This is a genomic window from Pseudomonas sp. GQ91 (assembly GCF_059758795.1).
The window spans coordinates 34,906-48,379 of record NZ_JCAXED010000004.1; the positions used below are offsets into that span (position 1 = coordinate 34,906).

The window sequence follows — 13,474 nt, forward strand, 5'->3', positions numbered from 1 at the left end:
AGGACCGAACATGATCGACGTGGTGGTGGTATCCCGCAACACTGAAGCCGAGGACATCTGCAGCTATGAACTGGCGAGCCTCGATGGCAAGCCGCTGCCGGCCTTCAGCGCCGGCGCGCATATCGACGTGCACATGCCCGACGGACTGGTCCGCCAATACTCGCTGTGCAATCACCCGCAAGAGCAGCATCGCTACCTGATCGGCGTGCTCAAAGACCCGGCCTCCCGAGGCGGCTCCCAGTGCCTGCACGAACAGATCCATACCGGCGCTCACCTGCGCATCAGCGAACCGCGCAACCTGTTCCCGCTGGTGCACGGTGCCCGACGCAGCCTGCTGTTTGCCGGCGGTATCGGCATCACCCCGATTCTGTGCATGGCCGAGCGGCTGGCCCAGGCTGGCGCCGACTTCGAACTGCACTATTGCGCCCGTTCCAGCGCGCGCGCGGCCTTTGTCCAGCGTCTCAAGGATTCGCCGTTTGCCGAACGGGTGTTCCTGCATTTCGACGAAACCCCGCACACCGCCCTGGATGCCGCCAAGGTCCTCGCGATACCCGCAGACAATGTGCATCTCTACGTGTGCGGTCCCGGTGGCTTCATGCAGCATGTGCTCGACAGCGCCCGCGCCCAGGGTTGGCAGGAAGACCACCTGCACCGCGAATATTTCGCTGCGGCCCCGGTGGACAGCAGCCACGATGGGCGCTTTTCGGTCAAGCTCGGCAGCAGTGGCCAAGTCTTCGAAATACCGGCCGACAAGACCGTGGTCCAGGTCCTGGAAAGCCACGGCATCGAGATTGCCGTGTCTTGCGAACAAGGCATTTGCGGCACCTGCCTGACCCGGGTCCTGGAAGGTGAACCGGAGCACCGCGACCTGTTTCTCAGCGAGGAAGAACAAGCGCTCAACGACCAGTTCACGCCTTGTTGCTCACGCTCGAAAACGCCGCTGCTGGTGCTGGATATCTGAGGAGGCTTACTCGGTACGCAGAATGATCTTCATCCGCTGGTCTGCCGTCGCGCTGCTGAAGACCTCGGCGTAGCGCAAGGTGGCATTCGCATGTTCGCGCATGATTGCCTCGGCCCGCGCGCCCTGGCGACTGACCAGGGCATCGAACACGGAGTGGTGCTGCATGTGGGCATAGTTGAAGCGCCGGTATTCGCGAGCCATGTCCTCACGGTCCACGGCCAGCGCGGTGACCGAAGCGAACGGCAGGTGATCGTTGCGCGCCAGCGCGTCGGCAATCGCGGGGTTGTGGCTACCCTCGACGATGATCTGGTGAAAACGCATGTTGAGATCATGATAAATCTCAAGATCGTCTTCGGTCACATACCCCTTGTCGAACAACTGGTCACCCTGCACCAGGCACAACTCAAGCGCCGCCCGCGCCGCCTCGGATAACCCTCGCTCAGCGGCCTGGCGCGCTGCCAGGCCCTCGAGCACACCCCGAACCTCGACCGCTCCGGCGATGTCGTCGGCACTCACCGAACGCACCTGAAAACCGCGCCCGCCAAAACGCACCAACAGGCCTTCCTGCTCCAAGGTGCGGAATGCCATGCGCACCGGCATCCGTGACACACCGAACAGTTGCGCGGTGGGGATTTCCATCAAGCGTTCACCCGCCGCCAACTCGCCAGAGGCGATCATCTTGCGTAGTGCGACCAGCACTAATTGACCGGGCTTACTCATCCAGACACTTCCAGGAAACGTGGGCCGTCATAGTACAGCAAGGCTTGGGCCGCTTGCAGGCGAACCGGGCAGCGGACCGTTGTAGCTGACGCTCCGGGGAATGCCGGGCGGGGCGCTTGAATACTTATCCGCTTTGTCGGTAACGCTGATGTACGCCCCGCCTCGCTCTCCTTACAGCGCCAGCGGATAACTGATAATCAACCGAGTCTGGTCAAAATCGCTGCTGAAACTGCGCCGATTGGTCGCGTTATTCAGGCGCACACTGAGGTTCTTCAAATCACCACTCTGGAAGGTATAGCTCACCTCCGTATCGCGCTCCCACTCCCTGCCGTTAGTGCCAGTCTGGGTGGTGGCGTTCTCCCCATGGCCGTAACGCACCATCGCCAATAGCCCTGGCACGCCCATCGCGGCAAAGTTGTAGTCATAGCGGGCCTGCCAGGAGCGCTCATCAGCGTTGCTGAAGTTACCGTTGAACATGTCATTGCCCAAGGTCCGGCCACTGCTGCCGTAGACTGACATCCACGGACTGTCACCACTGACCTTCTGCAGACCCAGATACAGGGTATGGCCGCCAGTGGTCGCCGAGAGCAAGGCAAAGGCGGTGCGGCTCTGGATCTCCCCGATACGCGCACGCCCATCATCCTTGTCGATGAAGTAACCCAGGTTCGCCCCCAGCACCCAAGCGCCCACCGGCTGCTTGTGCAAGAGGTTGAAGTAGCTCTGACGGTAGATGTCTTCAAGCTGCGAATGCCAGGCCCCGACCAGGGTTCGCTGCTGGTTGAAACGATATTCGACACCCGCGTAATTGAAGCCATCGGCGGTAACGCCCGGAGCCGCCCAGGCCGAGAGGTCCTGCATGTCCGAAGAGTTGCGCAGGCTCACCGAGCGGTACTGCCCGGCCTGTATCCCCAGTCCTTGGATTTCCCGGGAATCGAGCATGGCCCCGCGAAAGGTCTGAGGCAGTAGCCGACCATCGTCGTAGCGCAGCACAGGAACATCCGGCAGTAATTCGCCGACCTTCAATTCGGTGGCCGACATGCGCACCTTGAACGCCGCACCGGCGCGTCCGAAATTATCCGCCGCCCGCCCATCGCCTTGTACCGGCAGCAGATCCGAACCACTGGTCCCGGGACTGCTGTCGAGCTTGAAGCCGAACATGGCGATGCCGTCCAGACCGACACCAACGATACCCGGCGTGTAGCCGGAATTGAACTTGAGAATAAAACCCTGGGCCCATTCTTGGACCTGACTCTTAGCCGCTCCGCGATCGCGAAAATCCCGATTGAAGTAATAGTTGCGCACGAGCAGATCGGTCTTCGCACCCTCGAGAAAACCGGCGTCTTCGGCCCAGGCCGGCAGGCCGATGGACAAGGTCAGCGAAGCTGCGGTGATCGAACGTGCAAGGCTGTTGTGAGAGAGGTTCATTATTATTGTTTTCCGTTTTTCATAGGCGCAGCCGTCCCCCGGCAGGCAGCTTGGGACCTGTCGTTCAGTGGCTGCAGAAAAGGCCCGGCACAGCCGGGCGTCAATCAGCTGTGGCGAGTGCTAGGCGCTGGCCAGCGCAGGTTCGGCCTCGGCCCTGGGCAGCTTGAGGAGTAACAGACAGCCGGCGGCAATCACGAACACACTGGCAAAAACCCCGTACAAGTGCAGCGGCTGCCAGCCGTCGTCGAGCAGAAAGCCGGCCACGGTCGGCGAAATAATCGCGCCGATCCGCCCGATACCAATGCCCCAGCCGACTCCGGTGGCACGCACCGAAGCGCCATAGACCACCGGCGACAGTGCATAGAGACCGGCGACACAGCCGTTGGAGAACAAGCCGATCAACAAGCCGAGCCCCAGGGCCGCGGCAATCGAGGAGCCCGAGCCGACGAACAACACCAGTAAGCCGGCCGTGATCAGCATGAACAGCGACAGCACCCGGGTCAGCGGCCAGCGTGAGGCCAGGCCACCGATCAGCGCCGCACCGAAGATTCCGCCGACGCTCAGCAGCACCCCGCCGGTGATGCCTTGCTGTGCCGACAAACCAGCGGCGACCAGCAGTTTCGGGGTCCAGCTCATGACGAAGTAGAAGCCGAACATCACCAGGAAAAACAGCAGCCAGATCAGCAACGTGGTGCGGCGCATGGCTGGCGCCAAAAGCTCGCCGAAACCGCTGGCAGCGCCGGGTTGCTTGAGCATCGCCGCCGGCATTTGCGCCAGCGCTGGTTGCCCCAGGCGCCGGGCCAGGCGATTGATCCGCGCCAGGGCGTTGGCCGGGCGGCGGGCGAGCAGAAAGTCCAGGGACTCCGGCAGCCACAGCAGCACCAATGGAATCACCACCAAGGTCACCACGCCACCAAACAGAAACACCGAGCGCCAGCCCCAGTGAGTCAGCAGCCACACCGCGAGCAAGCCGCCGAGAGTCGCGCCCAGGGCGTAGCCGGTGGATTGCAGGCTGACCGCCAAACCGCGCCAGCGCTTGCTGGAGTACTCGCTGGCAATCACGTTGCTGCTGGCCAGGATGCCGCCGATGCCCAGGCCTGTAAGACCCCGCAGCAAGGCCAGTTGCACAGGGGTCTGACTCAGCGCCGAGAGCAGCATGCCGAGCCCGGAAATCCCCAGGCAGAACAGGATCAATGGGCGACGACCGAAGCGGTCGGCCCAGGGCGCGATAAACAATGAACCGGCGGCCATGCCAAACAGCCCAGCGCTGAGCAACAAGCCGATCTGTGCACCGCTCAGGCTCCATTCGGCCGACACCGAGGCGGCGGTAAACGCCATGACCAGTACATCGAAACCGTCGATCATGTTCAGCACAATGCAGATGCCGATCGCCACGTATTGAAAGGAATTCATGGGGCCGCTGTCCACGCGGCGCTGCAGATCGAAGCTCATGACCGGACCTCCGCGTGCAGAACCCACAGCGACGGAGAAGTAGACAGCAGCGTACACGCGCACCGGTGGCCAGCAGAACCCACGCAGGTGTGCGCCGTTGATAAGCCATTCATGACGAAACCCTTCTTGTAGTTTTTATCGGGATGATCAGGAGGGCTCCTGCCATCGCCAGGGCGCTAATTAACCCGCTAATGGATCCACGAACAAGAGCCTCCAAACGTGGGAGCGCAGGAAAAGCATTCCAGGCCGATGAAAAACCATCAATAAATACCTTTAATATCAATCACTTAATCATATAAAGCGTCACACACATTTCCGTTCGATTATCGATCACCCACGCGTGTTTCCGGCACTCGGTGATCTTTTGGAGGTGTACCGCTGATCGAAGCGAACAATGGATCCACTAGACAAAAGCCAAGGCTGCCCGTGCGCCCTCTATCGCGGCCAGGTGCGGCGCCACCCTGGACGGCAAGTAGTTGAAGAAGAAGCCGGCGCTTTGCAGTTTGCTGGCGCGCAACGGATCTTCTTCCGGCAGCGCCCTGGAGACCCGCGCCGCCCGCGCCCAGGCCATGGCCAACAAGCCAATACCGCACAACTGGAGAAAATCCGCGGCGGCCCGATAGGGATATTCACTGTCCTCCCGTGCCCGTTCGCGTATGTCGTCGACCACTGTAGACAGTGTGTCGCACACGCGCTCCAGAGCGCTGGCGAACGCCGCGCATTCGGCTCGTTCCGCGCCCTGCCTGGCCTCGTCGCGCAGATGCGCCATCAACAGGCCGAACGCCCGGCCCTGATCTCCCAGAACCTGGCGCAGCAGCAGGTCGTTGGCCTGGATTTCGTTGCTGCCCTCGTAAAGCATGGCGACGCGGCTGTCGCGCAGTGTCTGTTCGATGGCGAACTCGGTGAGGTAGCCGTAACCGCCGAAGACTTGCAAGGCGTTGCTCGCCTGGCGAAACCCCTGCTCGGTGAAAAACGCCTTGATGATCGGCGTCAACAGTTGCGCCAGTTGCGCGGCCTGCTGGCGCCCCTGGGGATCCGGATCATGTTCAGCCTGATCGAGCAGGTGAGCGGCCCAATAGCCAACCGCCCGCAAGCCTTCGCTGGTGGTGCGCAGTTCCAGCAACACGCGACGGACAGCGGGGTGATAATGGATCGGGTCGGCGGCTTGGGCCGCTACGCCTTCCGGACGCAGCGGCGCTCGCATCTGTAGGCGTTCGGCGCCATATTCGCGGGCGTTCTGCCAGGCCGCCTCGACATGCCCCAAGCCTTGCAGGCCGACATGCAGGCGCGCCGAATTCATCATCACGAACATGGCCGCCAGACCCCGATTGGCCTCGCCGATCAGCCAGCCTTGGGCACCTTCGAACACCAGCGAGCAGGTGGCGCTGCCCTTGATGCCCATCTTGTGTTCGATGCCATTGCAGTGCAGGTCGTTGGCTTGGCCATCGTCCAGTAGCTTGGGCACCAGGAACAGAGAAATACCGCGGCTTCCCGACGGCGCACCCGGCAGGCGCGCCAGCACCAGATGCAGGATATTTTCCGTCAGGTCGTGCTCACCGCCGGAGATGAATAACTTGTTGCCGTGCAGCCGATAACCGCCGGCGCCATCGGGTTCGGCGCGACAGCGCAGCAGCCCGACATCACTGCCAGCCTGGGGCTCGGTCAAGCACATGGTGGGCAGCGCCTGGCCGCTGACAATAGCCGGCAGATAGCGTCGCTGCAGCCAGGCCGCGCCATGGGTCTTGAGGCACAAATAGGCGCCGTGGGCGATGCCGGTGTACATGGCCCACGCGTGGTTGCTGGCGTAAAGCATTTCTTGCAACGCCGCATCGAGCAGTTGCGGCAAACCCTGTCCACCCAACGCTTCGGCACAGGCCAGCGCCGGCCATCCGCCCTCGACATAGGCTTTATAGGCATCAACAAAACCCTCAGGGGTACTGACCCTGCCCGCGCGCCACTGACAACCCTGGCGATCGCCACTGCTGTTCAAGGGCGCCAGCACGCCCTCGCTGAAACGCCCGGCCTGTTCCAGGACCTGCATCGCCAAGGACAGGTCCATGCCTTCGAACGCTGGGCTGCGGCGCCACTCCCCGGGCGCCTGGAGCCAATGTTCAAGCACAAATTGCATATCGCGCAGGGGCGCCTGATAGCTCCACATGGGCAACCTCACAGGATAAAAAAACAGTCGCCCGCCCTGTTGGGCGAGCCAAGGACCTCAGGCGCGGTACGCCGGGTTTTCGATCAACAACGCCATGCCCTGCCCACCCCCCACGCATGCGGCAGCAATCCCGTAGCGCAGATTGTGCTGGCGTAATTGCCGGGCCAGGCTCATGACCAGACGCAGGCCGGTGGCGGCCAAGGGATGCCCCAGCGCCAGGGATCCGCCCTCGACGTTGAGCCGGGAACTGTCCAACTCCAGCTCCTGAACCACCGCCAGCACCTGGGCGGCCTGCGCTTCGTTGATCTCGAAACGGTCGATATCGTCCAGGTTCAGCCCACTGCGTTGCAGCAACAGGCGAATCGCCGGTGCCGGCCCGATGCCCATGAACTCCGGGGCCACACCGACTACCGCGCTGGCCAACAGTCGGGCCAGGACCGGCGCGGTGCACGCCGAAGAGCGCCCCACCAGAGCGGCCGCGGCGCCATCGACCACCGCACAGCTGTTGCCGGCGGTTTGCACGCCCCCGGCATGCACCGCGCGCAAGCGGGTCAGAGCCGCAAGGTCGGTGGGGCGTGGATGACTGTCCTCGGTGACCGCACTGGCGCGACGCGGCAAGTTGATGCCACGGGGCTGATACCCCTCAAGCTCGAACACCTGATTATCGACGGCGACGATTTCTTCGCTCCAGGCCCCCGCTTTCTGAGCCTGCAAGGCCCGGTGGTGACTGGCGCAGGCATACTGATCCAGCGTTTCACGGCTCAAGCCAAACCGACGCGCGAGGTTATCGGCAGTGGCGATCATATCCAGCCCGGGAGCCGGGTCGTACAAGGCTTCCCAGAGAAAGTCCTTGAACGCCACTCCCGCACCTAGACGAAAACCATCTCGATGGGTGTAGGCCGCAATCGGGTTGCGCGACATCGATTCACTGGCCACGCACAACGCCAGTTGCACCTCGTCGCGCAGTTGTCCGGCGGCCTGGCGCAACAGCTCGAAGCCAGTCCCGCAGATGCGCTGCACCCCCAGCGCCGGGACCGATTGCGACACGCCGCTGTACAATCCGATATGCCGTGGCAGCAGGTAGGCATCAAAACTGGCCTGGGCCATTGAGCCGGCCAGCACGCTGTCCACCGCCAACGGATCGATACCGGCCCGGGCCAGCACCTCACGGCCGACCTTGATCCCAAGGTCAATCGGCGAAACCTGGGCCAACGCCCCACCGAGATCGACCCAAGGCGTGCGCACGGCATCGAAAATCGCCACATCGACAAAGGCTGAGTACTGCCCGGCGCTGCTCACGGCTTGGGCCCCGCTCGCAGGAGCGTGGCGTCTTCGCCGCGATACAGCGCCTCGACCCTGGCGGCGCGCCACTGCAATACCGCGCGCTGATTGATCGAACCTTTATCGGTGATTTCCCCACGATCGATGGAGGCCGGTTCATCGAGCAGAACGATCCATTCCAGGCGACTGGCATTCCCGGTCGCCTCGCGGTTGAGCCGCTGCAGCCAGTCGTAGAACCATTGACGCACCGGCCCGCTGGCCAACACTTGGGCATCGCTGGCCTCGGCGTCCAGACCTGCCAGCCGCCGGCATTCGTACAGCCGTGGAAACACCAGGGCTCCCAGGCATTCGCGGTCCGGCGCGGCAATCACCAGGTCCTGGACATAGGGCGAACCTTCGAGGACCGCGCGATTGCGCAACGGCCCGACGCTGACAAAGACCCCGGAGGACAGCTTGAAGTCTTCGGCGATGCGACCATCGAACATCAGGCCCAATTGCGGATTGGCCGGATCCGCCAGCTTGATGGCGTCACCGGAGCAGTAAAAGCCGTCTTCGTCGAAAACTTCGGCGGTCTGCTCGGGCGCGCGCCAGTAGCCGGGCATGATGTGCGGACCACGAAAACGCCCTTCCAGCTTGCCCTCCAACGGCACCAGGCGTACCTCGCAGCCCGGCGCCGGCAAGCCGATATAACCCGCCATCGACAGCGGCCCGGTGGTAAAGGTGCAGGACGGCGCCGCTTCGGTCATGCCGAGCCCGGCCATCATGCGGATGCGCTCGCCGCAGTGCTGCTCGGCCACGCGGTCAAGACGGTCCCAGATACTCTGCGACAGGCCGGCGGCGGCGAAGAAAAACAGCTTCATGCGCGCAAAAAAACGCTGCCGCAGCTCGGCATCCTGCTCCAGGGCATTGACCAGCTCTTCCCAGCCCTTGGGCACCGTCAGGTAGGCCGTGGGCGAAACGTCCTTGAGGTTGCGCAGGGTTTCGGCAAAGCCCTGGACCGTGGGTTTGCCATCGTCGAGGTAAAAGGTGCCGCCGTTGTACAGCACGATGCCGACGTTGTGACTGCCGCCAAACGTGTGGTTCCACGGCAGCCAGTCCACCAGCACCGGCGGTTCTTCACCGAATACCGGAAAGGTCTGCAACAGCATCTGCTGGTTGGCGCACAACATGCGTTGGGTAGTGACCACCGCCTTGGGCAACTTGGTCGAACCCGAGGTAAAAAGAAACTTGGCGATGCTGTCGGGGCCGGTGGCATGGAATGCCTGATCGGCCTCGGCGCCGCCAGGCGCTTGCAGCAGGCTGGCGAAACTCACCCGGGCGCGTCCCGGCACCTGGCCGCGCACCGTAATCAGCGGTGTCGCGGCGGGTATCACGGCGTCGATGGCGCGCTGGTACTGCGCCCCATCGCTGACGAACACCAGCCCCGGCTGCAACAGATCGCAGACATGCCGCAGCTTGGCGAAATCCTGGGATAACAGTGAGTACGCCGGCGAAACCGGGCAGTAAGGAATCCCGGCATACATTGCACCGAGCGCCACTTGCAGGTGTTCGATGTCATTGCCCGACAGCAGGACCAGCGGCCGTTCAGCCGATAATCCGTAACCCAGCAGACTCTGCGCAACCGCCCGCACGCTATCGAGCATTTGCGCATAACTGATTCGGCGCCATTCGCCATCGGCCTGGCGCGCGGCAACAAAGGTCTGCTCGGGACGTACCTGCGCCCAGTGCAACAGGCGATCCAGCAAGCGCGTCGGCAATTCAGCCAGGGGTTCCAGGGAACGCATGTGCAGCACGCCCTGCTCTTCAATGACTTCGACTGACGGATGCCCGATGGACACCTCGCGGTATCGGGGCGCAGGTTGCGGGTGCTGGGATTGCGGACTGAATTCGGAACTCACGTGGTTGTCCTCCATCAAGGCACGCGGGCGGGCGCCCATCGGCGACTCGCGGCGCGGCGGAGCAGCCAGCGGCTGCGGCCTCGTTATTGTTATGTAGGGTCGACACGGGGCATCCATGCCCGACGTGAAGAACCGCGGTTCAGATCGGGTAGTGTCGGGGTCCGTTCTGCAAGGTCACCCAGCGCAGTTGGGTGAAGTGCTCGATCGAGGCCTTGCCGCCAAAGCTGCCGTAGCCACTCGACTTGACCCCGCCAAAAGGCATCTGCGCCTCGTCGTGCACGGTCGGGCCGTTGATATGGCAAATGCCCGACTCCACCCGCTGGGCCAGGGCCAGGGCGCGCCCGGTGTCGCGACTGAAGATCGCCGCCGACAAGCCGAACTCGGAATCGTTGGCCAGGCGCAGCAGTTCTTCATCACCGTCGCCGCGCAGCAGCACCGCCACCGGGCCAAATGACTCTTCGCGATACAGGCGCATGTCCTCGGTGACGCCGTCCAGCAAGGTCGGTTGCAGGATGCTGCCCTCCAGCTGCCCGCCCACGACCAACCGCGCGCCCTTACCCAGGGCATCGTCAATCAGCCCCTTGATGCGGGTGCCAGCACTGGCGTCCACCAGGGAACCCAATACCGAATCGGCTGCACCGGGGTCACCGGCACGCAGGGTCGCGACCTTGGCCGCGAGCTTGGCGACAAACGCATCGGCGACCGTGGCGTCGACGATCAGACGCTCGGTGGACATGCAAATCTGCCCCTGATTGAAGTAGGCACCAAACGCCGCCGCCGCGACGGCGGCGTCGAGGTCGGCATCCTCCAGCACCAGCAACGGCGCCTTGCCGCCCAGCTCCAGCAAGGCTGGCTTGAGGTGGCGTGCCGACAGCTCGCCGACAAGCCTGCCGACGTGGGTCGAACCCGTGAAGTTGACCCGCCGCACCGCCGGATTGGCGATCAGCCGCTCGACGATGGCGGCGGCATCCGCCGGGGCATTGCTGATGACATTCACCACGCCGTCGCCAAGGCCCGCGTCCTGCAACACCTGGCCGATCAGGCGGTGTACCGCCGGACTCAGCTCGGATGCCTTGAGCACCACGGTGTTACCGCAGGCCAGGGGCATGGCGATGGCGCGGGTAGCGAGGATCACCGGGGCATTCCATGGCGCGATCCCCAGCACCACGCCGCAAGGCTGACGCAGGGCCATGGCAAAACTGCCGGGCACGTCCGAGGGAATCACCTCACCGGTAATCTGGGTGGTCATCGACGCCGCTTCGCGCAACATGTTGGCCGCCAGGCGCACGTTGAAGCCATACCAGTTGGCCATGGCCCCGGTCTCGCCAGCGGCGGCGATGAATTCGGCGCTGCGCGCCTGCAATTGTTCGGCCGCCGCCAGCAGTCGGCTGCGGCGTTCATTGGGCGCCAGCGCGGCCCAGCCGGGGAACGCAGCCTGGGCGGCCGCCACAGCGGCGTCGGCATCTTCCAGCGTGGCCGCGGCCACCCGCGACACCATTTCACCGGTCACCGGGTTACGGCGTTCGAAGGTTCGTCCGTCGCGGGCGGGCCGCGACTGGCCACCAATCAACAGGGGCACGTCGAGCATGGTGATTCCTCTTTATTGTCTTTATCGGGAATGCATTCAAGCGGTCTAACAGTAGCGCCGACGCGGGGCAACGAACAGCAGGCCGGACCCGCCGCGCGCCCACGCGACCTTCAGCGTTTATACGTCTGCAGGCCGGGCTTGATGCTCTTGTCGTCGAGGAACTGCTTCATCCCCTGCTCACGGCCGCCTTCGGTGTCGAGCAAGCGCGACTGGTCGAGCTTGGCGTAGAGGTAATCCTCATTCTGCTCCCAGGTCAGTTCGCGGCAACGCTTGAAACCATGCTTGGCCGCGCGCAGCACCACCGGGTTTTTCTCCAGCAGGTTGCGCGCCAGCTCGATGGTCACTTCGCGCAGTCGGGCAAGGGGCACGCTCTCGTTGACCAGGCCCATTTCGGCGGCTTTCTGCCCGTCGAAGGTCTTGCCGGTCATGATGTAGTAGAGCGATTGGCGATGACCCACGGTGTCGGCCATGGCTTTGCTCACCAGATTGCCCGGCGGGATGCCCCAGTTGATTTCCGAGAGACCGAAGGTCGCTTCATCGGCGCAGATGGCCAGGTCGCACGCCACCAACGGGCTGAAGCCGCCGCCGAAACACCAGCCGTTGACCATGGCAATGGTCGGCTTGGCGTACATGCGCAGCAGCTTCCATTGCCATTGCGAGGCTTCGCGGCGGATTTTTTCCTGGAGGATTTCCGGGCCGGCGTCCACTTCGCGGAAGTACTCCTTGAGGTCCATGCCGGCGGTCCAGGCCTCGCCGGCACCGGTCAACACCAGCACGCCGGCCGCTGGATCCTGCTCCAGGGTTTCCAGCACGTCGATCATTTCCCGGTTCAGGGTCGGGCTCATGGCGTTGCGCTTTTCCGGACGGTTGAGGATGACCCAGGCGATGCCTTCTTCGATCTCGACCTTGACGGTGGTCCAGCGGCCTTCGTAGTTGCTCATGGCGATTGCTCTCTTGTTGTTCGCGTGAAGATGAGCAAAACCTAACCGGCAAATTTAGTTATGTCAATTAACTATTAATTCAATTAATCAAATATCCAGCGACTCGGCGGGAGAGAAATCTGCGAGCAAGTCAATGAAAGACTGGCGCAGCCAGCGGTTTGCCGGATCGTGATGGAAGCGCGTATGCCAATAGAGGTGGATGTCGTAGCCGCAGATATGCCAAGGCAGCGGGACCAGGCGCACATCGGTGATTTCGGCAAACCGTCGTCCGACAGCCAACGGCACGGTGGCGATCATGTCGGAATCAGCCACCAGAAACGGCACCCCCATGAACCGTGGCAAGCTGAAACGCACCCGGCGAACGATGCCATGGGTGGCCAGCTCTCGATCCAGCACACTCATGCCGCGCCCTTCGGCCTGAACCGCGACATGCACGGCGGCCTGGTATTGTTCGGCGGTCATGCTGTCACCGATGGTGGGGTGATCGCCGCGCACGATGCAGACAAATGAATGGCTGTAGAGCGCCCGATGACGGATCGAGGTGTTGAGCAAGCGCGGGAAATAACCGATGGCCGCGTCCACCTCGCCGGCATCCAGGCCTTCTTCAAGTTGTTCCGAAGACAACGCCAGGGTACGGATTCGCACCTGCGGCGCGTCTCTGTCGAGCATTCGCAACAGCCGGGGGAGGAATACCATTTCACCAATATCCGACATGCACAGCACCAGCTGGCGCTCGGAGGTTGCGGCGACAAACCCGGTGGACGGCAACACTTCGCTGCTGACCATTTCCAGGATCCGCTGCACCGGCTCGGCGATTTGCAGGGCTCTTGCGGTGGGTTGCATGCCACGGGAGGTGCGGATGAACAACGGGTCATCGAACAACGTGCGCAACTTGGACAAAGCGAAGCTCATGGCCGGCTGACTGAGCCCCATGAGATCACCGGCGAGGGTCACGCTGTGCTTCTTGCGCAGCGCATCGAAGACTTTCAGCAGGTTAAGATCGACGTCTTTGATATCCATAATTTGGATTTTATCTATAAGCAAAATAAG

The 13,474-nt window shown here is 63.0% G+C and carries 10 protein-coding genes; 1 reads left to right on the forward strand and 9 read right to left on the reverse strand.

Annotated features, from left to right (window positions below; all coding sequences use genetic code 11):
• Positions 1–10: 10 nt before the first annotated feature.
• Positions 11–961 (forward strand): PDR/VanB family oxidoreductase, encoded by a 951-nt coding sequence (locus AC6CIA_RS07040; RefSeq protein WP_498311234.1) that lies wholly within the window; start codon positions 11–13, stop codon positions 959–961.
• A gap of 6 nt (positions 962–967) precedes the next feature.
• Here the strand turns inward: AC6CIA_RS07040 and AC6CIA_RS07045 are convergent, their stop codons facing one another.
• The 9 genes from AC6CIA_RS07045 to AC6CIA_RS07085 form a co-directional block, all read right to left on the reverse strand.
• Positions 968–1,681 (reverse strand): GntR family transcriptional regulator, encoded by a 714-nt coding sequence (locus AC6CIA_RS07045; RefSeq protein ID WP_498311235.1) that lies wholly within the window; start codon positions 1,679–1,681, stop codon positions 968–970.
• Positions 1,682–1,852: 171 nt separating this feature from the next.
• A complete protein-coding gene (locus AC6CIA_RS07050) occupies positions 1,853–3,106 on the reverse strand; it encodes an OprD family porin (RefSeq protein ID WP_498311236.1) in 1,254 nt (417 codons plus the stop codon).
• A gap of 120 nt (positions 3,107–3,226) precedes the next feature.
• Positions 3,227–4,558 (reverse strand): MFS transporter, encoded by a 1,332-nt coding sequence (locus AC6CIA_RS07055; RefSeq protein ID WP_498311237.1) that lies wholly within the window; start codon positions 4,556–4,558, stop codon positions 3,227–3,229.
• Positions 4,559–4,961: 403 nt separating this feature from the next.
• On the reverse strand, positions 4,962–6,716 hold the full coding sequence (locus AC6CIA_RS07060) for an acyl-CoA dehydrogenase (RefSeq protein WP_498311238.1): 1,755 nt from the start codon (positions 6,714–6,716) through the stop codon (positions 4,962–4,964).
• Between the two features lie 57 nt (positions 6,717–6,773).
• The gene (locus AC6CIA_RS07065; protein WP_498311239.1) at positions 6,774–8,015 is read right to left on the reverse strand and encodes a thiolase family protein; all 1,242 of its coding nucleotides are present in this window, start codon (positions 8,013–8,015) and stop codon (positions 6,774–6,776) included.
• Positions 8,012–9,895 (reverse strand): feruloyl-CoA synthase, encoded by a 1,884-nt coding sequence (locus AC6CIA_RS07070; protein WP_498311505.1) that lies wholly within the window; start codon positions 9,893–9,895, stop codon positions 8,012–8,014. Before AC6CIA_RS07070 ends, AC6CIA_RS07065 begins: the two co-directional genes overlap by 4 nt.
• A gap of 139 nt (positions 9,896–10,034) precedes the next feature.
• On the reverse strand, positions 10,035–11,483 hold the full coding sequence (locus AC6CIA_RS07075; protein WP_498311240.1) for an aldehyde dehydrogenase: 1,449 nt from the start codon (positions 11,481–11,483) through the stop codon (positions 10,035–10,037).
• A 110-nt stretch (positions 11,484–11,593) separates the two neighbouring features.
• Positions 11,594–12,424: a p-hydroxycinnamoyl CoA hydratase/lyase gene (locus AC6CIA_RS07080; protein ID WP_498311241.1), complete on the reverse strand. Its 831-nt coding sequence runs from the start codon at positions 12,422–12,424 to the stop codon at positions 11,594–11,596.
• 87 nt (positions 12,425–12,511) lie between these two features.
• On the reverse strand, positions 12,512–13,444 hold the full coding sequence (locus tag AC6CIA_RS07085) for a LysR family transcriptional regulator (RefSeq protein ID WP_498311242.1): 933 nt from the start codon (positions 13,442–13,444) through the stop codon (positions 12,512–12,514).
• Between the last annotated feature and the right edge of the window lie 30 nt (positions 13,445–13,474).

What these genes read in the sequence shown, in the direction of transcription:
- AC6CIA_RS07045 (WP_498311235.1), bottom strand. Translation starts at nt 1,681, where the DNA reads ATGAGTAAGCCCGGTCAATTAGTGCTGGTCGCACTACGCAAGATGATC.
- AC6CIA_RS07060 (WP_498311238.1), bottom strand. Translation starts at nt 6,716, where the DNA reads ATGTGGAGCTATCAGGCGCCCCTGCGCGATATGCAATTTGTGCTTGAA.
- AC6CIA_RS07055 (WP_498311237.1), bottom strand. Translation starts at nt 4,558, where the DNA reads ATGAGCTTCGATCTGCAGCGCCGCGTGGACAGCGGCCCCATGAATTCC.
- AC6CIA_RS07050 (WP_498311236.1), bottom strand. Translation starts at nt 3,106, where the DNA reads ATGAACCTCTCTCACAACAGCCTTGCACGTTCGATCACCGCAGCTTCG.
- AC6CIA_RS07080 (WP_498311241.1), bottom strand. Translation starts at nt 12,424, where the DNA reads ATGAGCAACTACGAAGGCCGCTGGACCACCGTCAAGGTCGAGATCGAA.
- AC6CIA_RS07075 (WP_498311240.1), bottom strand. Translation starts at nt 11,483, where the DNA reads ATGCTCGACGTGCCCCTGTTGATTGGTGGCCAGTCGCGGCCCGCCCGC.
- AC6CIA_RS07040 (WP_498311234.1), top strand. Translation starts at nt 11, where the DNA reads ATGATCGACGTGGTGGTGGTATCCCGCAACACTGAAGCCGAGGACATC.
- AC6CIA_RS07085 (WP_498311242.1), bottom strand. Translation starts at nt 13,444, where the DNA reads ATGGATATCAAAGACGTCGATCTTAACCTGCTGAAAGTCTTCGATGCG.